General features: G+C 71.5%; 20 protein-coding genes and 1 pseudogene. 9 read left to right on the forward strand and 12 right to left on the reverse strand.

Annotated features, from left to right (window positions below; all coding sequences use genetic code 11):
* Window positions 1-48 precede the first annotated feature (48 nt).
* Window positions 49-1296 (forward strand): FAD-dependent oxidoreductase, encoded by a 1248-nt coding sequence (locus tag ACIA5C_RS08045; protein ID WP_396052471.1) that lies wholly within the window; start codon window positions 49-51, stop codon window positions 1294-1296.
* A 212-nt stretch (window positions 1297-1508) separates the two neighbouring features.
* On the forward strand, window positions 1509-1730 hold the full coding sequence (locus ACIA5C_RS08050) for a hypothetical protein (protein ID WP_396052473.1): 222 nt from the start codon (window positions 1509-1511) through the stop codon (window positions 1728-1730).
* 43 nt (window positions 1731-1773) lie between these two features.
* Here ACIA5C_RS08050 and cax read toward each other — a convergent pair whose 3' ends face one another.
* From cax to ACIA5C_RS08065, 3 genes are all read right to left on the reverse strand, one after another.
* Window positions 1774-2862 (reverse strand): calcium/proton exchanger, encoded by a 1089-nt coding sequence (gene cax / locus ACIA5C_RS08055; RefSeq protein ID WP_396052474.1) that lies wholly within the window; start codon window positions 2860-2862, stop codon window positions 1774-1776.
* Between the two features lie 127 nt (window positions 2863-2989).
* Window positions 2990-3166, reverse strand: a complete 177-nt coding sequence (locus ACIA5C_RS08060) for a hypothetical protein (protein WP_396052476.1) — start codon at window positions 3164-3166, stop codon at window positions 2990-2992.
* A 952-nt stretch (window positions 3167-4118) separates the two neighbouring features.
* Window positions 4119-4397, reverse strand: coding sequence for a hypothetical protein (locus tag ACIA5C_RS08065; RefSeq protein ID WP_396052478.1), 279 nt, complete (start codon window positions 4395-4397; stop codon window positions 4119-4121).
* A gap of 399 nt (window positions 4398-4796) precedes the next feature.
* Here ACIA5C_RS08065 and ACIA5C_RS08070 point away from each other — a divergent pair, with 399 nt between their 5' ends.
* Both ACIA5C_RS08070 and ACIA5C_RS08075 read left to right on the forward strand, forming a co-directional pair.
* The gene (locus ACIA5C_RS08070) at window positions 4797-5588 is read left to right on the forward strand and encodes a MerR family transcriptional regulator (protein ID WP_396052480.1); all 792 of its coding nucleotides are present in this window, start codon (window positions 4797-4799) and stop codon (window positions 5586-5588) included.
* Window positions 5585-6451 carry a hypothetical protein gene (locus ACIA5C_RS08075; protein WP_396052481.1) on the forward strand — a complete coding sequence of 289 codons (867 nt, stop codon included), beginning with the start codon at window positions 5585-5587 and terminating at the stop codon, window positions 6449-6451. Before ACIA5C_RS08070 ends, ACIA5C_RS08075 begins: the two co-directional genes overlap by 4 nt.
* Before the next feature lie 488 nt (window positions 6452-6939).
* Here the strand turns inward: ACIA5C_RS08075 and ACIA5C_RS08080 are convergent, their stop codons facing one another.
* The 3 genes from ACIA5C_RS08080 to ACIA5C_RS08090 form a co-directional block, all read right to left on the reverse strand.
* The gene (locus ACIA5C_RS08080) at window positions 6940-7020 is read right to left on the reverse strand and encodes a DUF6196 family protein (RefSeq protein ID WP_396053093.1); all 81 of its coding nucleotides are present in this window, start codon (window positions 7018-7020) and stop codon (window positions 6940-6942) included.
* 155 nt (window positions 7021-7175) lie between these two features.
* Window positions 7176-7805: a nitroreductase family protein gene (locus ACIA5C_RS08085; protein WP_396052482.1), complete on the reverse strand. Its 630-nt coding sequence runs from the start codon at window positions 7803-7805 to the stop codon at window positions 7176-7178.
* Between the two features lie 11 nt (window positions 7806-7816).
* Window positions 7817-8998: a citrate synthase gene (locus ACIA5C_RS08090; RefSeq protein WP_396052484.1), complete on the reverse strand. Its 1182-nt coding sequence runs from the start codon at window positions 8996-8998 to the stop codon at window positions 7817-7819.
* A 67-nt stretch (window positions 8999-9065) separates the two neighbouring features.
* Between ACIA5C_RS08090 and ACIA5C_RS08095 the strand changes: the two genes are divergently transcribed.
* The gene (locus tag ACIA5C_RS08095; RefSeq protein ID WP_396052485.1) at window positions 9066-10178 is read left to right on the forward strand and encodes a citrate synthase 2; all 1113 of its coding nucleotides are present in this window, start codon (window positions 9066-9068) and stop codon (window positions 10176-10178) included.
* Window positions 10179-10325: 147 nt separating this feature from the next.
* Window positions 10326-11102, forward strand: a complete 777-nt coding sequence (locus tag ACIA5C_RS08100; protein WP_396052487.1) for a hypothetical protein — start codon at window positions 10326-10328, stop codon at window positions 11100-11102.
* On the opposite strand, the gene ACIA5C_RS08105 is transcribed toward ACIA5C_RS08100, so the two are convergent.
* Window positions 11095-11904 carry an alpha/beta fold hydrolase gene (locus ACIA5C_RS08105; RefSeq protein WP_396052488.1) on the reverse strand — a complete coding sequence of 270 codons (810 nt, stop codon included), beginning with the start codon at window positions 11902-11904 and terminating at the stop codon, window positions 11095-11097. The two genes, ACIA5C_RS08100 and ACIA5C_RS08105, sit on opposite strands and share 8 nt — an antisense overlap.
* Before the next feature lie 107 nt (window positions 11905-12011).
* On the opposite strand from ACIA5C_RS08105, the pseudogene ACIA5C_RS08110 reads away from it, so the two are divergent.
* Window positions 12012-12860, forward strand: a pseudogene (locus ACIA5C_RS08110) (alpha/beta fold hydrolase); the annotation flags it as partial.
* Between the two features lie 13 nt (window positions 12861-12873).
* Here the strand turns inward: ACIA5C_RS08110 and ACIA5C_RS08115 are convergent.
* Both ACIA5C_RS08115 and ACIA5C_RS08120 read right to left on the reverse strand, forming a co-directional pair.
* Window positions 12874-14829, reverse strand: a complete 1956-nt coding sequence (locus tag ACIA5C_RS08115; RefSeq protein WP_396052489.1) for a helix-turn-helix domain-containing protein — start codon at window positions 14827-14829, stop codon at window positions 12874-12876.
* Window positions 14829-15584, reverse strand: a complete 756-nt coding sequence (locus ACIA5C_RS08120) for an SDR family oxidoreductase (RefSeq protein WP_396052491.1) — start codon at window positions 15582-15584, stop codon at window positions 14829-14831. The genes ACIA5C_RS08115 and ACIA5C_RS08120 overlap by 1 nt, the downstream gene beginning before the upstream one ends.
* Window positions 15585-15668: 84 nt before the next feature.
* Between ACIA5C_RS08120 and ACIA5C_RS08125 the strand changes: the two genes are divergently transcribed.
* Window positions 15669-16505 (forward strand): alpha/beta fold hydrolase, encoded by an 837-nt coding sequence (locus ACIA5C_RS08125; RefSeq protein WP_396052493.1) that lies wholly within the window; start codon window positions 15669-15671, stop codon window positions 16503-16505.
* Here the strand turns inward: ACIA5C_RS08125 and ACIA5C_RS08130 are convergent.
* Complete coding sequence (locus ACIA5C_RS08130; RefSeq protein WP_396052494.1) at window positions 16502-17104, reverse strand: hypothetical protein; 603 nt, start codon at window positions 17102-17104, stop codon at window positions 16502-16504. The two genes, ACIA5C_RS08125 and ACIA5C_RS08130, sit on opposite strands and share 4 nt — an antisense overlap.
* A gap of 281 nt (window positions 17105-17385) precedes the next feature.
* Window positions 17386-18084 (reverse strand): SDR family NAD(P)-dependent oxidoreductase, encoded by a 699-nt coding sequence (locus ACIA5C_RS08135; protein ID WP_396052496.1) that lies wholly within the window; start codon window positions 18082-18084, stop codon window positions 17386-17388.
* A gap of 86 nt (window positions 18085-18170) precedes the next feature.
* On the opposite strand from ACIA5C_RS08135, the gene ACIA5C_RS08140 reads away from it, so the two are divergent.
* Entirely contained in the window at window positions 18171-19016 is an 846-nt protein-coding gene (locus ACIA5C_RS08140) for a helix-turn-helix domain-containing protein (RefSeq protein ID WP_396052497.1), read from the forward strand.
* On the opposite strand, the gene ACIA5C_RS08145 is transcribed toward ACIA5C_RS08140, so the two are convergent.
* Window positions 18985-19326 (reverse strand): YnfA family protein, encoded by a 342-nt coding sequence (locus tag ACIA5C_RS08145; RefSeq protein ID WP_396052499.1) that lies wholly within the window; start codon window positions 19324-19326, stop codon window positions 18985-18987. The two genes, ACIA5C_RS08140 and ACIA5C_RS08145, sit on opposite strands and share 32 nt — an antisense overlap.
* Window positions 19327-19348 lie beyond the last annotated feature (22 nt).

Consider the following 19348-nt stretch of genomic DNA (forward strand, 5'->3'; position numbering starts at 1 on the left):
GGGCCGGTCCGTGGTGGTTTTGTCCACCACCACGGAAGGAATCAGAAAATGACACGAGCACGCACCGCCATCGTGATCGGCGGCGGCATCGCCGGCCCGGTGACGGCCCTCGCGCTGCACCGCGCCGGCATCGAGGCGACGATCTACGAGGCTCATCCGGGCACCGCCGACGGCTTCGGCGGCCGCATCGCCCTCGCCCCGAACGGCGTGTCCGCCCTCGGCATCGTCGGCGCGGCGGACGCCGTGGTCGCCGCCGCACAGCCGATCGACCGCACGGTGATGGCGGTGGGCGGCCGGCGGATCGAGATGCCAGGCATCTCAGGGGCGGGCCCGATGCAGATGATCGGGCGCGCCGACCTCTACCAGATCCTGCGCGACCTGGCGGTCGCGGCGGGCGTGCGCTTCCTGCACGGGAAACGGCTTACGGGCGTACGCGAGGAGCCGCAAGCGGCGACGGCGCTGTTCGCCGACGGATCCGAAGCCCGGGCGGACGTGCTGATCGGCGCGGACGGCGTGCACTCCACCGTCCGGGGGCTGATCGATCCCGCGGCCCCCGGGCCGCGATACACCGGGATGCTGGCCTTCGAGGGCCTCTCGCCGGCCCGGGTCGACAGTGACCTGCGGACGATGACGTTCGCGTTCGGCCGCAAGGCGTACTACCTGTACTGGCCGGTGCCGGCGGGCGGCGCGGTGTGGGGCGTCAACCTGCCCAGCACCGCACCGCTGACGATCGCCGAGGCGCGGTCCACCCCGCCGGAGCAGTGGCTCTCGGAGCTCCTGGCGACGTACGGCCCGGACACCCCCGGCGGTGACCTGATGCGCGCCACCCCGCCGGAGTCGTTGCTGGCCAACGGGGCGCTGCACATCATGCCGCCGGTGCCGCACTGGCATCGGGGCCGCATGGTGCTGGTCGGCGACTCGGTGCACGCCCCGTCCAACAGCTCCGGCCAGGGCGCGTCGCTGTCGATCGAAAGTGCGGTGCAACTGGCGCGGTGCCTGCGCGACCTGGACGTGCCGCCGGCGTTCGCCACCTACGAGAGGTTGCGCCGCGCGCGGGTCGAGGGCGTGGCCGCCCAGGCGGCGAAGGTCAACCACGCCAAGGCGCCCGGCCGGCTCGGGCAGGCCGTCCTGCCCCTGCTGATGCGACCGCTGATGAAGATCGCGATGAAGCCGGAGAAGACGCTGGGGCCGGTGCTGCGCTACCGCATCGACTGGGACGCCCCGGCCGGGGAAGACCGCCCGCCGGTCCGAGATCGTGCAGAGTCCCGGCTGTTCACGGGTCGGCCGCGGGGCTGATGTCCGGCCCATGAGGTCTGCCCGGAGAGCCGCCGCCCTCTACGCCGGGCCGGTGCCGGTGCTCCCGCCCGGCCTCGTCTGGTGGCTGGCCTTCCTGCTGATCGTCGCGGCCGCCGCCCGGACCGCACGGCTGAACCGCCCGGTCGAGATGGCAATGGCGGCCGCGCTGCTCGCGGTCGTCACCCGGCCAGGCGTTGTTCCCGGCGGCCAACGTGCTCCACCAGTACGGTCCCGACGCGTGGATGCCGTACGCCGGCCCCGGGCCGCTGACCCCGCAGGGTCAGCTGGAACAGAACCGGGCGGAAGCGGTCGACCCCTACGCCGCCCTGCTGTTCCTCGGCGCGGTGGCGGCGGCCGTCCTGGTCGTCCGGGCGGTGACCGCCTGCGTACGCACCCGCGGCGACGCCTCGGTCGCGGCGTTGCCCGCCGCATAGACCCGGACCGTCCGGCCCGGCGCGCCGTCCGTTTCGCCGCCCGTCACCCCCACCAGAACGTCGTGGCGATGATCGCGTAGAGCGCGATCAGCGTGACGCCCTCCAACCAGGTCGACTCGCCGTCGAAGACGATGAACGTCGTCGCCAGCACGGCGATCGCCACCGCCATCACCAGCAGCGGAGCGAAGACCAGGGTCAGCGTGGTGGCAGTGAACAGGCTCAGCAACACCAGCGCCGGCGCGAGAACCAGCGCGACCTGCAGCGGACTCTGGATGATCACGCTCATCGCGAAGTCGGCCTGGTTGCGGTAGGCCAGCTGGATGCCGATCACGTTCTCGATGGCGTTGCCGGCGATCGCCACGATGACCAGGCCGGCGAACGCCTGCGACACGCCCAGCGAGGTGATCGCCGGCTCCAGCGCGGACACGAACCAGTCGGACACCAGCGCCGCGGCCACGCTCGCGCCGGTCAGCATCGTGAGGGCCAGCCACAGCGGCCACCGCGGACCCGCATGCTCCTCGGCCCGCTTCTCATCGGGCGCCTTTCCCGGCTCCGCGGAAGCGGAGCGCTTGAGCGCGGAAGGCAGCGACAGCAGGAAAACCCCCAGCAGCACGGCGGAGACGACCAGCGAGAGCGCCTTCTCGTGCGGCGCCGCGGGGGCATGCACGTACTGGGCGAGGCTCGGCATCACGAGGGCCGCGGTGGCCAGCACCATCAGCACAGTGGAGGTGCGGGCCCGGTCGGAGTCGAACCGCTGCCGCCCGTGCTTGAGACCGCCGACGACGAACGCCAGACCGAGCACCAGCAGAATGTTGGACAGGATCGAGCCGATGATCGCCGCCTGAACCACGGCGAGCAGCCCGGCCCGGAGGGCGAAAAAGCCGATGAACAGCTCCGGCAGATTGCCCAGCGCGCTTTGCAGCACCCCGGTCGCGCCCGGCCCGAACCGGTCGCCCAGCTGCTCGACGCTGCGCCCGACCAGCGAGGCCAGCAGCGCCACCGCCGCGCCGGCCACCACGAACGCCAGCACGGCAGGCATTTTGCCGTAATGCATGACTCCCGCCGCGGCGACAGCAAGCACGCCAACGGCCAGCACCACAAGGTCCGACTTGCTCAGAATACGTCCGCTCACGGCGCCATGATCTCAGACCGGCGGCAAGTCGGCTGGACGGCCTCTGTGAGTCGTCTGAGAGCCCATCATGCGCCCGCGCGTCGGTGTGGAACCCGGCCCCGGGCCGGTCCCCGCGTTCGGACGGGTGTCACCAGAAAAGTATGAGGAACCGGCCGCCTCGGAACATGTAGCGGGCGTACAGGCCACACAGCAGGGCTGCGGCCAGGGCAACCAGTCCCGGCCCGACCATTCCATTGCCGATCGCCAACACGCTTGCACTCAACGCGGCAGCGGCGGCGATCGACCAGAATCCGCCGAAGATCACGCGAATAATTATGGCGGCCGCGCTGAGGCCGGACGTCGATTGTCGTCCCGGCGCGTGCCCAGCATCATCCGGGGGAACGGCATACGTTTCCCGGTAGCACAAAGGGCAAACGGTCGCTGCCACCGGTCCTCCCATGTTAGCGCAATTGTTCGTGACGCATGTCAGCTCGCCGGACCCGGCGGCCCGCGACTCCGTCGCCATTGGAAATGACCGCCTCCCTGCCTGAACGGCACCACGTTGGAATTCTCCGCGCAATGGGGCAACGGTGCCCGATCGCGGATCCGGAATGCACCGGCCGTTAGGGCCGGGTGAATCGAATGATCGGGGCCGTATGCCAACCGGCTAGCGTAAAGCTGTGCTCGGCGGCGGCCGGTCACCACAGCGATCGAATTGGTAACATCGCGCCGAGCCGGATCGGTTCAGGCGCCGGCATCGGCTCGCCGGCCTCTCCTGCTCGGCGAGCAGAGCCGACCGGCCGTTGCGTGTAGAGCGCCCGCCGAGTTGCACGCCACCCCCGTGGCAGCGGCGTCATCAACGCGCATCTGCCGCTGACAAAGGGCGGCGAAGAATGGTGCTGAGCTACCGTCGCGCCAGCATCTCGGTCTCGACGGCACTCGCGACGTGCGGGCTCGGGCAATCTTCCGTGCGCTCGACGGTCGCCGTCGTCCGCCTCGCGTTCCTCAGCCTCGTCGAGCGCGCCGCTGCCAGCGGGACGGTCTGGCCCCGGGTGACTCCTGGCCGCGAGAGAACGCCGGCTGTGGTGCCGCCAGGTTCGCGGGCCTGCCAACCGGACGGCCGATGCCTCCGGATAACAGGCGGCTTCGGTGAAGGGTCGTTCACCCACCTGAACGGCCGGCAGGGCTTCGTAGGCGCCGTCGTCGCGTTCTGTATCTCCAAGGCTTGATCACAGGCGCAAATCCAGCCGAATTGAGTGCGTCGATTTAGTGGAGGTTTAGGCTCGACGGATGGCTTGTGCAAGGGTGTCGATGTTGGCGTCGTAGGTCTTCCTGTCGGTGAGGTCGAGGGGTTGTCGGACTTTTGCGTATGAGGGTAGGTCGACGGGTTCGGTGAGGATGGGGATGAAGCGGCGGCCGCCGTCGAACGCCGCTACCGGCAATCCCTGACCATCAAACACGAGCTGGGCGACCGGGCCGGCATGGCCCGTTCCATTAGCCCGCTCGGTGTCTTGCGTGCCGAAACAGAAGAGCCCACCGAAGCAGTAACTCTCCATTGCCAGGCATTGGCGATTCGCCTCGAAATCGGCGCCCTCAGGCCGGATTAAATATATCCGGACTCCGTGAACTCCGCAAAAAAGTCGGCGAGAAAACTTTCACGACACGATCGCGAAGATGCTTGGCGAACGATCCTCCCAGAATCTTGTTAACCTGCTCGACCACGAGGATCTTCCGGATCACTAATGCGGTCATTTGCCCGTGCCCGGCGCACTGATCTGCCGCTGATCCCGCTCGGCGGCTCAGCGATGGCGGTTACGCCGGGTCATCGCGTCGTCGGCCGATTCACGCACGCTCGTGCCGATGTCAGTTACGGCAGATCTCTACTCCGCGAGCGCACCACGCTCATGTGACAAGCGGGTTGACGTTGTCGCGGCGTCAAGGTGTTCCCTTGAGGGGTGAGGATCGGAGAACTCGCCGGCCTGGTCGGCATCAGCACCCGTGCCATCCGGCATTATCACCGGATTGGTCTGCTGGCTGAGCCCGAGCGCAGGGCGAACGGCTACCGCGAGTACTCGCTGCGGGACGCCGTCGAGCTGGCCCGGGTACGGCGCCTGACCGAGCTGGGCCTGAGCCTGGACGAGGTGGGTGACGCGCTGGCCGATGACGGCGGACGAGACTTGGCGGAGATCCTTTATGAGCTCGACAGCGATCTCGCCCGTCAGGAGGAGGACATCCGCAGGCGCCGGGTCCGGCTGGCTTCGCTGCTGCGACAGGCCGAGACCGGGGCCAGGGATTTCGGGCCGGCACCCGTCTCTGCCGGACTGGCCGCGCTGTTCGACCGCTTGGCCGACGTCGCGGCGGGAAAGCCGGAGCCGGAGCCGGCGATGGCGGCGAAGGACCGCGAGATCCTGGCTCTCCTGGAGACAGCGCCCTTGGCCCGCGACTCTGGCTGGCTCAGCCAGCTTGCACGGGCACTCGACTCCGATCCCGGAGCCGCCGAACAGGTCTACGCGGTTTACGCACGCCTCGATGGGCTGGTCGGCCTGCCCGTAAACGATGCCCGGGTCGAGGAGACCGCCCTGGCCCTGGCGGCGGCTGTCCCGGAGACGATCCGGAAGGCGATCCCGTTTCCCGAAGGGGAGCTTGAGGACACGGCCGGGGGTTTTGCCGCGGCGTTCTACGCGGACTTCGCTCCGGCCCAGGCCGCCGCGATTCGTCGCGCCATCGATCTGATGAGGAAATCATGACGGTCCGTACCGCAAGTCGTCCGCTGCGGAAGGCGGTGTGGTGGTCGATCGGGGCTCGGGTGGCCGGCGTGCTGCTGCTGGCGCTGTGCGCCATGTTTGGAGTCCACGTCGGTTCCACGGTCCGCGTCGCTCTGCAACTGGCGACGACTGTGCCGCTCATTTTTCTGGTGGCGAGGATGGCCATGACCTACGTCCGCTACCGGCGCGGCGGCCTAGCCAGGCGGCCCGCTTCTTACGCCATCGCCGCCGATATGCTGTCAGTTCCAGGGCTCAGGCTCATGATTCACGAGTTCCGGCTCTACACCAGCATTCTGCGTCTGCTGACCGGCCGCTGGCGGCACGGCGTGCGAGACGGTGACATCGCGGTCCCGTACGCGTCCGGCGGTGCGGGCCTGCTGATCACCCTTGTCTGCGTTTCCGTCATCGAGACGGTGGTTCTCGCCTTCGTTATCCCCTGGCCGCTCGTCCGCGGGATCACGCTCGCCCTCGACGTATGGGGCGTGCTGTTCTTCCTCGGCCTATTTGCCTCCTTCGTGGTCCGTCCCCACGTCATCGGCGCGGACGGCTCGCTGCGGCTGCGCTCCGGCGCCCTTCTCGACATCCGGATCCCGGAGCAGGACATCGCTGCCGTCCGGATCGAACGCCGGATCGCGCGTGGCAAGAAGGGGACAGTTGACGATGACGGATGCGTCGAGCTCTCCCAAGGCGGCGAGACAACCGTCACGGTGGAGCTCACCCGGCCGGTGGCATTCATGCGCCCGCTGGGCAAGCATGCCCTTGCGCGCGTCTTCCACTTCTACGCCGCCGACCCTGCCGCCGCCGTCGCCGCCCTCCGCGTCCGCGCATTGCAGAACGTTCCATAAGCGAAGTCAGCCGAGCCGGAACGACACCGCAGTATGGCAATCGCGGGCACGAGGATAAACGGTGCCGAGACCGAGTACGCGGATCAGCCGCGGTCAGGGCGATACGTCGGCGGGATAAGACGTTCGCAAAAAAAGCCGCCTGTCGCCTGATGAGCCTTGAGATAGCCATCGAGTGCATCTTGATCACCCTGGGCGTCACGGTTGGCGTCGACGCGCACCGATTGCCGGCCCCGAAGACAGTCCGGAATCCTCTTAAAGACAGGCCCAGCTGATAGCAGTCCTTGTCTTCTTTGGGCCCGACCCTAGGATCATTGCATCCGAGGTCACCGCACCGGTCTCGGAGGTAGCCCGCTCTGTCGGCGTCGGTAAACGGGCTTCCGGTGCAAACGGGGGCGGACCGCTGCTCCAACGGGACCTGCACCCTCGCCGGCGACGTGGCCCGCTGGTCCTTGTTATTGCGCAGACAGCTCGTCGATAACCGTCACGACCTAGGGCAAGGGATCGTGGGGGCAGCCCCAGTAGTCGTAGATGCCGCACACGACGAACACGCCCGTGCCGAGACGGCGCAGTGTAGATCAACTGCTACGCACGCTTACCGACCAGCAGGAACGCACGGATCTGCCGCGGACAATATGCGTAAGCCCGTGACTCGGTGGTGGGATGTGGTGGCTGAACCGATGCGTTGCCGGCGCCGGGTGGCGGGGGCTCGCTCGCGCGTACGTCTTTAGGGGGTTGTGTATTTGTCCCAGAAGACGACCTCGTCGAGGGGGCGCCGCTTGGGCTGCGACCAACGGCCGCGGCTGGGGTAGCCCAAGGGGATCAGGGCCATCGTGATCGCGTTTTCCGGGAGGCCCAGCAGCTCGCGCACCTCGGCCTCGTGGCCGGTGTAGAGGGTGGTCAGCGTGGCGCCGATACCGTACGCCCGGGCGGCCAGCATCAACTGCTGGACGGCGCCGTAGATGGAGGCGCCGAGGCGGGGGTTCTGTGACTTCGCCGGGCCGAGCAGGACCGGGAAGATCCAGACCGGGGCCTCCTCGAGGTGCTCGGCGAGGTGGCCGCTGGAGCGGAAGACGGCGTCCAGCTTGCCCGCGGCCTCGAGGTCGGCGCGGCGGGCGCCGTAGTTGGCGTTCCAGCCCTCGCGGTACCACTCGGCGATCTGCGACTTGACCGCCGGGTCGCGGACGACGATCCACGCCCAGAGCTGGGTGTTTCCGCCGGACGGGCCGCGCACGGCGGCGTCGAGCAGGGCCCGGATGACGTCCTCGGGGATCGGCTCGGTGGACAGGTAGCGGCGGGACGGGGTGGAGTGCAGGGCCTCGATTACCGGGAGGGCCTCGGGTTCGTGGGACGGCATGGAAGGAGACCTTACCCGGCGGTAATCGGGTGGCCCGCGTACTGGGCGGAGAACCGGAAGCGCAGTGGCCGGGCGGCGTACTCCTCGAGGGCGTGCGCGATCCACCCGGCGGTCCGGGCGACGGCGAAGATGGTTTCGCCGGCATGCGCCGGCATGCCGTTGTGCAGGGTGAAGGCCGCGAGGGCCAGGTCGACGTTCGGGTGTACGCCGCTGCGCGTACGCATCGTCTCGACGATGTGGCCCGTGACGTCCCGCACCTTGCCCGCGGGGAGTTCCGAGAGCAGGGTCGTGGCCCGTGGATCGCCGTCGGGGTAGAGGTTGTGGCCGAAGCCGGGGATCGGGTCGCCGGCCCGCAGGTAGTCGGCGATGGTCGCGACCGGGTCGTTGCGGGTGACCGCCTCGGCGAGCAGGCCGTGGGCGAGGCCGCTGGCCGCGCCGTGCAGGGGGCCGTCGAGGGCGGCCAGGCCGGCGCCGACCACGGCGTACGGGTGGGCGCGGGTCGACGCGGCCACCCGGGCGGCCAGGGTCGAGGCGGCGATGTCGTGGTCGGCGAGCAGGATCAGCGCCGCGTTGAGCAGGCGCAGGTCGGTCCCGGTCGGGTCGCGCAGGCAGAGACGGTGCCACAGTGCCTCGGCCAGCGAGGCGGGCGCCACCGGGATCACCGCGCTGGGCAGGGCCCCGACCATGGTGGCGAGCAGGGCCCGGCCGGTGGCGGCCACCGCGGTGGGGCTGGTGTCGAAGCGCAGCGGGTCGGCCGCGGCGGCCGCGGCCACGATCACGCGGAGGTGGTCGGTGGTGCGGGCCGCCGGCGGGAGCGCGGCGGCCACCGCGCGGCCCACGGTGAGCAGGGCGGGGGCCGGCGTCAGGCTGACGTCGACCAGTTCGCCGGTCCACAGGAGGCTCACGACCGACTCGAAGCGGGTGGTGAAGGCCAGCTTGGCTGCCTCGTGGCCGCGGTAGAACAGGCTGCCGTACTGGATGAGCGTGATGCCGGTCTGCACGGTCGGGGTGGTGGTCTTCCTGCGGGCGGCGACGAACGCGTCGACGTCGGCGCGGGTGAAGAGGCTGCCCTTGCCGTCGGCGTTGCGCCGGCTTTTCAACAGGCCGCGGGAGACGTACGCGTAGACCGTGGAAGGCTTGACGCCCAGTCGGTGGGCGACGTCGTCGGTGTTCAGCATCGGTTCGGCGGCCATGTGCAGATACTCTCATGTTGACTGCATCAACATTGACGTCAACATTGTCCACATACACATTGAAGTCATGTTGACAGTCAATCCAGGTCTTGCCGGTGTCGTCGCGTTCGACACCGAGATCGCCGAGCCGGATCGCGACGGGGGGTCGCTGCGCTACCGCGGCATCGACATCCGTTCGCTGGCCGGGCGGGTCTCGTACGGGGATGTGTGGGGGCTGCTCGCCGACGGCGACTTCGCTCGCGGCCTGCCCCCGGCCGAGCCGTTCCCGGTGCCGGTGCACTCGGGCGACATCCGGGTCGACGTGCAGGCGGCGGTGTCGATGCTCGCGCCGCACTGGGGCCTGCGGCCGCTGATCGACATCGAACCGGCGCAGGCACGGGACGACCTCGCGCGGACCTCGGTGATGATGCTGTCGTACGTGGCGCAGGCGGCGCGCGGGCCGCGGCTCCCCGCGGTGCCGCAGCGGGTCGTCGACGCCGGCCGCGGCGCCACCGAACGCTTCATGATCCGCTGGCACGGCGACCCGGACCCGCGGCAGGTGGCGGCGATCGACCGCTACTGGATCTGCGCCGCCGAGCACGGGATGAACCCGTCGACCTTCACCGCGCGCGTGGTCGCCAGCACCGGAGCGGACGTCGCGGCGTGCCTGTCGGCGGCGGTCGCGGCGCTGTCCGGGCCGCTGCACGGTGGCGCACCGGCGCGGGCGCTCGGGATGGTCGAGGCGGTCGAACGGTCCGGGGACGCGCGGGGGTACGTGCACCAGGTGCTCGACAGCGGGCAGCGTCTGATGGGCTTCGGGCACGCGATCTACCGGGCCGAGGACCCGCGGGCCCGCATCCTGCGGGAGGCGGCGCGGGAGTTGGGGGCGCCGCGCTACGAGGTGGCGCGGGAACTGGAGAAGGCGGCGCTGGCCGAACTCCGGGAGCGCAAGCCGGACCGGGTGCTGGAGACCAACGTCGAGTACTGGGCGGCGATCGTCCTCGACTTCGCGCAGGTGCCGGCCGAGATGTTCGCGGCGATGTTCACGTGCGCGCGGACGGCCGGGTGGAGCGCGCACATCCTCGAGCAGATGCGGCTGAAGAAAATCATCCGCCCGTCGGCGGACTACGTCGGGCCGGGGGAGCGGGCGGCGGATGCGCTGCCGGGGTGGGAGGACGCCCGCAAGCGGTACGCGGACTGAGTCGCCGGCGCCCGCACGACGGCCCGAGGTCACCCATGAGGAGAGGTCCGGGCGATGTCACACGAGGTTTTCCGCCGGCCCACCCGTTGGGGTACTCCCCGCCCCGGTCATCGGACATACCGGGCGTATGGGACTAGCGTCGGAGGGGTGGATCGTCGACGGTTTCTGATCACCGGGCTCTCGCTCAGCGGGATCGCGTACGCCTGTGTGGGTGCGGGGGCACGGGCCGCCTCCCGGACCACGACCGACACCCCTCCGGTCGTGGTCCGGGAGGCCGGCCTGCCCGGCTGGCCGCTCTTCGAGTGGGAGCAGCCGGGCGGGTTCTTCAACCCGGGCGAGGGCGTCATGCAGCCGCCGCGGCTCGCCGTCTACGCCGACGGGACGGCCTACGCGGACGCGGCGGCCCGGCTCCCGCTGCCGCCGGTCTGGGTCACCACGCTGCACGACCAGGCCCTCGGCGTGCTGACTACGCCCGCCGGACTGATGCGTGACCCCGACAAGCCGCCCCCGGGCGACCGGCCGTTCGACCAGGTGCGGGCGCGAACCCCGTCCGGCGGCTACCTCACGGCCCGCCTCGAGGGGTGGCAGGACGGGGACCCGCAGCACGCGTACCCGCCGCCGGTGCGCGAGCTCTATCAGCAGGTGGAGGCGATCCGGCGGCACGTGCTCCACGCCGGCACACCGTGGCGGCCACCCGGCGTGATGCTCGGCGTCGTCTCGATCGACTACCGGCCCGACCACTGTCGCGACTGGCCCAAAGGCGTACCCACGCCCGGGAAGCAGCTCTACCAGGAGATCCGGTTGCCGCACGGTCCGCACGGGCTGCCGCGGGCCACCGAGAAGGTCTGGCCGATGTACCGGGTGGGCAGCAACCGGTTCGTGGCGGCCACGTGGCGTCGCCTGCTGCCGCACGAGATCACGTAACGAGGTCGACGATGCGGTCGGCCACCCGGCCGGCACCCGCCCCCAGCAGCAGGGTGTAGTGGTTGACGTCCGGGACCAGTTCGGCGTCCCGGCCGGCCACATCGGACGCCGCGTACATGCCGGGGTCCTCGTCCTGCAGGCCGCGCGGCGCCCACAGCAGGGGGAAGCCGTCGGCCGGGGCGGCCGCCGTCAACATGTCACGCGTGTCGGCCCGTACGGCCTCGAGCAGGCACGACGACCCCGATCCGGTGAAGTCGCGCGCCACGTAAGCCGACATCTCCGGCGTCCAATAGCGTCCGAGCGCCGGGTTCTGCCGGAAGTACCCGGAGTACGCGTCCACGGAGTCGAACGTCATCGACAGGCGGGTCATCGCCGGTCCGATGATGGCGTGCAGGGCGTCGTCGACGTCGATCCCGGCCGGGACCGGCAGCGGCAGGCCGCCGTCGACCAGCAGCACCGACGACACCCGCGACGGATAGCGGGCGGCGGCCTCGGTCACCACGAACGCACCCATCGAATGCCCGGCCAGGGCCACCCGCGACAACCCCAGATGATCGGCGACGGCCATCAGGTCGGCCGCATGCGCGGCCATGCCATAGGGCCCCGGGAGACCGGCACTGCGGGCCCGCCCCCGCAGGTCGGGGGCCACCAGGCGTACGCGGCCGGCCAGCGCCCCGGCCACCCGGGCCCAGGACAGCGCGTTGGCCGTTATCCCGTGGGCTACCAGCACCGTCGGCCCGGAGTCGCCCCAGGACACCGCCCGCAGGCTACCTCCGGCCACCGGTACGTCGATCTCTTCCATCCCCGCAGCCTAGAAGCCGGACCCGGCCGCAACGAGCGTGCCCGGCCACATCGGCGGCCGCCGGACCATGTCGCCGGCACCCACCGGGCAGAATCGGCCGCATGCGCATGGTCGAGACCGGCGACGGCGTACGCCTGCGGACATGGACCACCGGCACCGCGACCGGCCTGCCGCCCGTCCTCCTGATCCACGGCGGCCCCGGCCTCTGGGACTACCTCGGACCCGTCGCCCGGATGCTCGAACCGCTGACCACGGTGCACCGCTTCGACCACCGCGGCTGCGGCGGCTCGGACGCGTCCGACGCGCACACCTTCGCCCGCTACCGGGCCGACATCGAGTCGCTCCGCCGCCAGTGGGGCCACGAGACGTGGTCGGTCGTCGGTCACTCCTTCGGAGCGACGCTTGCTTTCGCGTACGCCGTAGCCCACCCCGACCGCACCAGCGCGCTGGGCTACCTCTCGGGTCCGGGCCTCGGCGACTGGCGCGGCCCGGCCGCCGCCGAGGCCGCCCGTCGCATGACCCCGCGCCAGCGGCAGCGCCGGGCCGAGCTGGAGGAACGCCCGAACCGCACCCGCGACGAGGAGACCGAGTACCGCGCCCTGTGCTGGTTCACCGACCACGCCGACCGCGAACACGCCTGGGAATGGGCCGTCGAGGACGCGAGCGTCGACCGCCCGATCAACTGGACCGCGAACCGCGCGCTGATGGCCGAGACCAGCCGCCACGCCGAGGCCGAGCTCCTGGCCGAGGCCGAGTCCAGCGCCGACCGGCCGCGCCTGCTCCGGCGGAGTGCCGCGCATCCGGGTTCCGGCGCCGGGCGCATCGGCATGCCCTGCTGGTTCATCCACGGTGCGGGGGACCCGCGCCCGGTCAGCACCGTGGCGGCACTGGCCGCCGCGATCCCGCAGGCGACGCTGAACGTCATCGAGGGCGCCGGCCATCATCCCTGGCGCGAGCGACCCGGCGAGCTCACCACCCTCCTGCGGGCCCTCGCAACCGGTGCAGCCGCAACGCCAGCTGCAGGTCGAGCGCCCGCCCCGGGTCGTGCCAGTCGGCGCCCAGCAGGTGGGCGATCCGGTCCAGCCGCTGAGTGACGGTGTTGACGTGTACGTGGAGCGCCTCGGCCGCCCGGGCCAGGCTGCCGCCCGCGCCGAAGTACGCCTCCAGGGTCTTGACCAGGGCGGCCCCTCGCCGGGAGTCGTAGTCGAGCACCGCACCGAGGCGGTCGTTCACGAAGTCGCCTACCCCGTGGCGGTCGCCCAGCAGCAGGCCGACGTAGCCCAGTTCCGACCCGCCCGCCCCGTCCCCGGCGCGTCCCAGGGCTACCAGCGCCGTGGCGCACGAGTCGGCCTCGCGGTAGGCGCCCGCCACGGCGACCGCCCCGACCGCCGGGCCGGCGCCGCCCGCGGTCACCGGGCGGTTCAGGGCCCGGCCCATTTCGCGGGACACCTGCCGGGCCGCGTCGCCGGCGTCCGACCCGGCCAGCATGAGGGCTACCCGCGCACCCTGCGCCGCGGCGAGACCACCCCGCCCGCCGGCGAACGACCGCGCCCACGACAACGCCCGCTGGCGTAGTCCGCTGCCACCGTCGAACGAAGCATCGAACGATCCGCTGGACGAACCGAGGGGCGCACCGGGAGGTGGGGCGTCGAAGGACGCGACCACGACCACGTGCGGCGAGTCCAGGTCGACGCCGAGGCGGCGGGTGCGGGAGCGCAGTGCCTCGTCGTCGCGTACCGGGCGGCTGATCAGGTCGTCCAGCAGTTCGCCGCGGACCTGTCCCTCGGCCTCGGCGACCGTGCGCCGGAACAGCAGCAACAAGGCTGTCACCTGCGCGGCCCGTTCGAGGATCCGCTGGTCGGCGCCGGCCAGGTCGCCGGCGGGCCGGAACACCAGCGCGCCCAGGTCGTCCGCCCCCGCCACGACAGCGGCAATGTACAGGTCTCCCCGGCGTACGCTCCGGCCCTCGCCGCGGGAAGCGGCCACCGCCTCGCTCACCGGGACCTCGTCGCGGCCCGGCGGATCTCCCACCGTGGTCGCGGTCGCCAGTGAACGGCCCGACGCGTCCAGCACCAGCACCGCCCCGGCGAGCACCTCGACCAGGTCGGCCGCCAGGTCCTCGACGCCGCCGCCGCGCAGCACCAGCGCGGTCATCCGGTCGTGGGCGGCCGCCGCCCGCTCGACCGACGCGCTGTGGTCCTGGATCGTCCGGTTGGCCGCCGAGAGGGACGCCAGCGCCTCCTGGGTGTCGGCGAGCAACCTCGCCGTGTCGATCGCGATCGCGGCGTGCGCGGCCAGCGAACCGAGCAGCGCGACCTCCTCGCGGGCGAACGGCCGCTCGGTGCGATTGGCCGCGAAGAGTACGCCGATGACCGCCGAGCCCAGCCGCAGGGGTACGCCGAGGATCGCCACCAGCCCCTCGTCGTGCACCCCGTGGTCGATCTCGGTGGTGTGCGCGAAACGGGGGTCCTGCCCGTAGTTCGCGGTGGAGTACGGCGTACCCGTGACCGCCACCAGACCGCCCAGGCCGGCGCCCGCCGGGAGCCGGAGGCTCTGGAAGCTGGCCGCCACGGAGCCGTCGGTGATCCGCATGAACGTGTCACCGCGGGCGGGGTCGTCCAGGGTGAGGTAGGTGACGTCGGCGCCGAGCAGGGTGCGGGCCCGGTGGACGATCGCGCGGAGCACCGCGTCGAGATCGCGCAGGCCGGCCAGGTCGCTCGCGGTGTCGTAGAGCCCGGACAGTTCCTCCTCGCGGCGCCGCCGGCGCTCGAGGAGGGCCCGCACCTTCAGCGCGGCGAGCTTGACCTCCTCGAGGTCCTTCAGTTCGGCCGGCGGGGCGCCGGCCGCCCGCGCCGCCAGGACCGGGCGTTCGAACTCGACCGGTGCGGCCTCCCGGGCCAGCAGTTGAAGGAATTCGGCGAGCATCAGTGCGCGGTCCAGCCGCCGTCGATCGTGATCGACGACCCGGTGATCATGTCGGCGACCGGCGTGCAGAGGTACGCGAGCAGTTCGGCGACCGTCGACGGCTCGATCAGCTGCTTGATCGCGGCCCGGTCGAGCATGATCCGCTCGACGACCTCGGACTCCGGGATGCCGTTGACCGCGGCCTGGTCGGCGATCTGCCTGTCGACCAGAGGCGTACGCACGAAGGCGGGGTTGATGCAGTTGGACGTAACCCCGTGCGGGGCACCCTCGAGGGCGGTCACCTTGCTGAGACCTTCCAGGGCATGTTTGGCGGTCACATAGGCCGCCTTGTAGGGCGACGCGAGCAACCCGTGCACCGACGAGATGTTGACGATGCGGCCCCACCCCCGTTCGAACATGTGGGGGAGCACCAGTTTGATCAGACGGTAGGGCGCCTCGGCCATCACCCGCTGGATCAGGGAGAACTTGGCGTCCGGGAACTCGATGATGGGTGCCACGACCTGCAGCCCGGCGTTGTTGACCAGCACGTCGACGTTCGCCGGCAGGTCCCTGATCCGGTCCAGGTCGCCGAGATCGAGCGCGATCACGCGGCCACCGGCCGACCGGGCCGCCTCCTCGTCGATGTCGACCGCGATGACCTCCGCGCCCGCCGCGGCCAGGCGGATCGCGCACGCCCGCCCGATGCCGCTGGCGGCGCCGGTCACCATCGCGGTGCGTCCGGACAGATCCAGGTCGACCACTCGTGCCGTCGTCATGAAGGCGAACCTATGCGCATCCCCGGTGGCGCGCACATGTGTCGGCCGCACACACCATGGTCACCGCGGACGTAGATTCAGGGCATGACACGTTCGGAGATCGCCGGGTTGACGTGCGCACAGTGGTCGCCGGGCGAACGCCCCACGGTGCTCGCGCTGCACGGGCTGACGAGCACCTCGGAGGTGTGGCGTGCGCTCGCCGAGGCGTTGCCCGGTACCCGGGTCGTCGCGCCCGACCTTCCGGGGCGCGGCGGCTCGGCCGATGTGCGGGTCGGGCCCGGCCTGGCCGGGCATGCGGCCGCGGTCGTACGCCTGGTGAATGAGCTCGATCTCGACGAGGTGACCGTGGTCGGGCACTCCATGGGTGCCTTCCTCGGGCCGCTGGTCGCCGCCGGGCTGGGCCGGCGTGTCCGCCGGGTGGTGCTGCTCGACGGTGGCGTGGCGCCCGAGCCGAGCCTGCTCGTGCGCCGGCCGGTGGTGCGGGCGCTGTTCGGCCTTCAGGTGCGGCAGCTGTCCCGGCGGTGGCGGGACGTGGAGTCGTTCGTGCGCGCGACCAACGGCAACGCGATCGCCAACCGGGCCGACCTGCGCCCCCGGCTCTTCGAGTGGGCGTCCTACCTGCTCGACGGCCCCGAGGGCAACCTGCGCGCCCGGATCGACGGCGGCCGGCTGGTGGCCGACGCGGTCGACTGCCTGACCGGGGAGGCAATGCTGCCGTTGCTGTCCGCGCTCGACGTGCCGGTGCACGTGATGGTGGCGAGCAACGGCAAGGACGACAACGCCGGGCCGTTCCTCTCCGACCGTGCGATGGCCACCGGCAAGGCCCAGCTGCCGCGCATGACTTCGGCCCGGCTGAGCGCCAACCACCTGACGATGTTGTTCGACCCGGCGGTGATCGCCGCCATCAAGACCCGGCCCTAGAGCAGCGGCGCCGGCGCCCCGTCCGGTCCGGTGACCTCGCACAGCCGCCACTTGCTGTCACTGCCCTTGGTCAGCGTGACGCTGAGTGTCGTCGGCGCGTAGGGCGCGATCGTGGTGATCACGGTGCCCTTCTTCTGGCCCAGCACCGGCTCGGCGGCCCGGCCGGCGACCACGATCAGGCCGACGGTGTTGCCGGCCGGCGCGGACGGCCCGACCACCTGGGTGATGACCGGCGCTACGGCCTGCACGTAGGTGTTGCTGTTCAACAGGCCGGAGACCTGCTGCCCGAGCCGGCCGGACATGCCGCAGCCGGGCATCGCCACGTTGCCGGTCATCGACGGGTCGGGGTTGCCCAGCAGCCACTGCCCGTACCCGGTCAGCGACTTCACGATCGACTGCCAGTTGGAGCCGGTGGTGCCGAGACCGGGCGCGCCGGTGTGCGCCTTCGGGGTGGCGACCGCGATCACCCGCATCGGGGTGGGCGAGGCGGTGGCCTTGGGGGCCGTCGTCGGCGTCGCCGTCGCACTGGCCGTCACCGCAGAACAACCGCTCAACGTCGCCACGACGGCAACACCGAGCACAGCCAGCTTGCCGCGCATCGTTACTCCTCGGTTCCCCCGCCCGACCGTCCATGGCCGGGTTCCGTGGCAGCCCTATCGGCGGCCAGGGCTCCGACTTTCGGTTTCGCTCCCTGCGCGTACGCGCGGAGCTGCCGGTGATCCGCCGATCGCCCACCCGTGAGGGCGGATCTCCAGCCCGGCGCCCGGATGCTCGCCCCGAACCCGCTGTGCACCCGGGGCCTGTTCACGGTGGAGCCCACCTCGTCGCACGGCTGCGGCGGACGTGAACTCGTCGGCCCGGCAGATTTCCGGTCACCGGCTCACCGCGTACGGAAAAACGGCAGTGACCCCTCGCGGTCGATGAAACGTCCCGATCCGTGCCCGGGACCTTCGGTCGCCAGGGTGACGATCGCGTCGGTGCCCTCGGTGACGGTCTGCGGGCCGGTGTTGCCGTTGAGGTCCGTGGCCGTGTAGCCCGGGTCGGCCGCGTTGATGCGCACGTCCGGCAGGGCGCGGGCCAGCTGGGTGGTCAGCATCGTGAGCGCCGCCTTCGACGCGGTGTAGGCGGGGGCGATCACCTTCGACTCGGGGCGTGACGGGTCGTGGGTGGCGGACAGTGAGCCCATGGCGCTGCTCACGTTCACCACGACCGGGTCGGCGGATTTCCGGAGCAACGGCAGGAAGGCGTTGGTCGTGCGCACCACCCCGACCACGTTGACGTCGAGCACCTCCGCGAGGCCGGCCGCGGTCACCTCGCCGTGCGGGCCGTGGATCCCCGCGTTGTTGATCAGCACGTCGATGTGGCCCTCGTGGCCGGCCACGTCGCCGGCCGCGGCCGCGACCGACCTCTCGTCGGTGACGTCGATCCGGACGAACCGCCCGCCGAGTTCCCGGGCCGCCGCCGCGCCGGCCTCCGCGTCGCGGGCGCCGACCAGCACGGTGTGACCGAGTGCGATGAGCCGCCGCGCGGTCTCGTGGCCGAGGCCCTTGTTCGCCCCGGTGATGAAAGTGATCGTCATGCGGTCAACTGTCGGCCGGGCCCGGCGGCCGCTCCAGGGAAGGCTGTTACCACCCTCGCGGCGGCCGGCCGCGTCACAATCGCTGCATGACCGAACTCGGCGGCACCCTGCGCGCGTGGCGCGACCGTCTCACCCCGGCGGCCGTCGGACTGCCGGCCGGGCACGGGCGCCGCGCCAAGGGACTACGCCGCGAGGAACTGGCCGGGCTCGCGGGCATCTCGGTCGACTACGTCGTACGCCTCGAGCAGGGCCGCTTCGCCACCCCGTCGGCCCAGGTCGTCGCCGCCCTCGCCCGCGCACTGCGGCTGACGGCCGACGAACGCGACCACCTCCACCGGCTGGCCGGCCTGATGCCACCCGCCGCCGGTGTGCTCACCGACCACCTGCCGCCCGGCATCCAGCGCGTGCTCAGCCGCGTGGGCGACTCGGCGGCCGCGGTCTTCGCCGCCGACTGGCAGATGATCTGGTGGAACCCCGCGTGGGCCGCCCTGCTCGGCGATCCGTCCACGACCCCGCCGGCGCTGCGCAACTTCGCCCGCGACACGTTCGGCGTGGCCGGGGACGCCCCGGTGCTGTCCCGCTGGCCGGTGGTCTCGGACGCCGAGGACATGAAGGACGCCGCGATCGTCTCCGACCTGCGGCGAGCGACCGGCCGCTTCCCGGGCAACCCCCGGCTGACCACGTTGATCCGGGACCTGACGGCCGGGAACGCCCGGTTCGCCGCCCTCTGGTCGTCCGGGGTGGTCGCCGCCCACCGCGAGGACCACAAGGTCGTCCACCACCCGGTGGCGGGCCCGATCCACGTCGACTGCGACGTTCTCACCGACTCCGACGCCGAGCTGAAGATCGTGCTGCTCACCGCGGCTCCGGACTCCGAGGACGAGACGAAGTTCCGGGACCTCAGCCGGGCCGCCCCCGCGGCGCGTACATGATCAGGGCGACGCCGACCAGGCAGACGGCGGCGCCGATCACGTCCCAGCGGTCCGGCCGGTACCGATCGACCACCATGCCCCACCCCAGCGAGCCGGCGACGAAGATCCCGCCGTAGGCCGCCAGGATCCGCCCGAAGCTCGCGTCCGGCTGCAGGGTGGCGACGAAGCCGTACGCGCCGAGCGCGATCACCCCGGCGGCGACCCACCACAGCCCGCGGTGCTCGCGCCGGCCCTGCCAGATCAGCCAGCACCCGCCGATCTCGGCCAGCGCGGCCAGCACGAACAGGAGCAGCGAGCGGACCACGGTCATGCCAGGAACCTACCCGGGCCCG

Origin of the sequence: Actinoplanes sp. NPDC051343 (genome assembly GCF_044455125.1) — a bacterium.
In the GTDB taxonomy this organism is placed as follows: domain Bacteria; phylum Actinomycetota; class Actinomycetes; order Mycobacteriales; family Micromonosporaceae; genus Actinoplanes.

What these genes read in the sequence shown, in the direction of transcription:
- ACIA5C_RS08045 (WP_396052471.1), top strand. Translation starts at nt 49, where the DNA reads ATGACACGAGCACGCACCGCCATCGTGATCGGCGGCGGCATCGCCGGC.
- ACIA5C_RS08065 (WP_396052478.1), bottom strand. Translation starts at nt 4,397, where the DNA reads ATGGAGAGTTACTGCTTCGGTGGGCTCTTCTGTTTCGGCACGCAAGAC.
- ACIA5C_RS08075 (WP_396052481.1), top strand. Translation starts at nt 5,585, where the DNA reads ATGACGGTCCGTACCGCAAGTCGTCCGCTGCGGAAGGCGGTGTGGTGG.
- ACIA5C_RS08085 (WP_396052482.1), bottom strand. Translation starts at nt 7,805, where the DNA reads ATGCCGTCCCACGAACCCGAGGCCCTCCCGGTAATCGAGGCCCTGCAC.
- ACIA5C_RS08090 (WP_396052484.1), bottom strand. Translation starts at nt 8,998, where the DNA reads ATGGCCGCCGAACCGATGCTGAACACCGACGACGTCGCCCACCGACTG.
- ACIA5C_RS08095 (WP_396052485.1), top strand. Translation starts at nt 9,066, where the DNA reads ATGTTGACAGTCAATCCAGGTCTTGCCGGTGTCGTCGCGTTCGACACC.
- ACIA5C_RS08105 (WP_396052488.1), bottom strand. Translation starts at nt 11,904, where the DNA reads ATGGAAGAGATCGACGTACCGGTGGCCGGAGGTAGCCTGCGGGCGGTG.
- ACIA5C_RS08115 (WP_396052489.1), bottom strand. Translation starts at nt 14,829, where the DNA reads ATGCTCGCCGAATTCCTTCAACTGCTGGCCCGGGAGGCCGCACCGGTC.
- ACIA5C_RS08120 (WP_396052491.1), bottom strand. Translation starts at nt 15,584, where the DNA reads ATGACGACGGCACGAGTGGTCGACCTGGATCTGTCCGGACGCACCGCG.
- ACIA5C_RS08125 (WP_396052493.1), top strand. Translation starts at nt 15,669, where the DNA reads ATGACACGTTCGGAGATCGCCGGGTTGACGTGCGCACAGTGGTCGCCG.
- ACIA5C_RS08130 (WP_396052494.1), bottom strand. Translation starts at nt 17,104, where the DNA reads ATGCGCGGCAAGCTGGCTGTGCTCGGTGTTGCCGTCGTGGCGACGTTG.
- ACIA5C_RS08135 (WP_396052496.1), bottom strand. Translation starts at nt 18,084, where the DNA reads ATGACGATCACTTTCATCACCGGGGCGAACAAGGGCCTCGGCCACGAG.
- ACIA5C_RS08140 (WP_396052497.1), top strand. Translation starts at nt 18,171, where the DNA reads ATGACCGAACTCGGCGGCACCCTGCGCGCGTGGCGCGACCGTCTCACC.
- ACIA5C_RS08145 (WP_396052499.1), bottom strand. Translation starts at nt 19,326, where the DNA reads ATGACCGTGGTCCGCTCGCTGCTCCTGTTCGTGCTGGCCGCGCTGGCC.